Source organism: Streptomyces viridosporus (genome assembly GCF_002078235.1).
Lineage (GTDB): Bacteria > Actinomycetota > Actinomycetes > Streptomycetales > Streptomycetaceae > Streptomyces > Streptomyces viridosporus.
The window spans coordinates 1-565 of sequence record NZ_MSGP01000982.1 but is presented as its reverse complement, the minus strand read 5'-3'; the positions used below and the strand labels follow the sequence as shown (position 1 = coordinate 565).

Genomic DNA, 565 nt, shown 5'->3' with positions numbered 1-565 from the left:
CGGCGGGCCGAAGGGCTCCGGCATCACCACCGCGCCCAGCTCGGCCAACAGCTCGCGGTAGAGCGCCGCGTACAGCTCGTGATTCGGCGAGCCGCATGATCAGGGTCGCCTGTAGACCTTGGCGATCGAGCCCAGCTGGAAGACGGAGTCCGTCGTCGCCGCCACGCCCGTACCCAGGTGCAGCACCCCCGCCGCGAGCTCATGAACCGTTGCGTCGAGATCCAGAACTCACCCTGCCGGCATGTGGCCAACAAGGACGAGCTGATCGAGCTGATCGAGCTGGTCGTGGACGATGTCTACGGCGAGCTCGATGTGCCGTCCGTCGCCGGTCGCGACCAGTGGCGCGCGACGGTCGTCCGCACCGCCGCGGACCTGCGCGCCATGGTCCTGCGCCACCCCTGGATCGCCCCCGAGCTGAGCCAGGTCGGCCTCGTCCACATCGGCCCGAACGCCCTGCGGACGGCGTCGGGGCTGCTCGCTCGGTTCGAGGCCGCGGGCTTCCCGCCGGACGAGACGGAACGGGCTCTGGGGACACTCATGGCTAACGTCGTCGGGATCGCGATCT

Annotated in this window: 1 protein-coding gene; it reads left to right on the top strand. The window is 69.9% G+C overall.

Features of this window, described 5'->3' with window-relative positions:
• Positions 1-243: 243 nt before the first annotated feature.
• Positions 244-565, top strand: a 322-nt coding sequence (locus B7L92_RS39035) for a TetR/AcrR family transcriptional regulator C-terminal domain-containing protein (RefSeq protein ID WP_255311388.1), incomplete at its 3' end; no start/stop codon positions are given.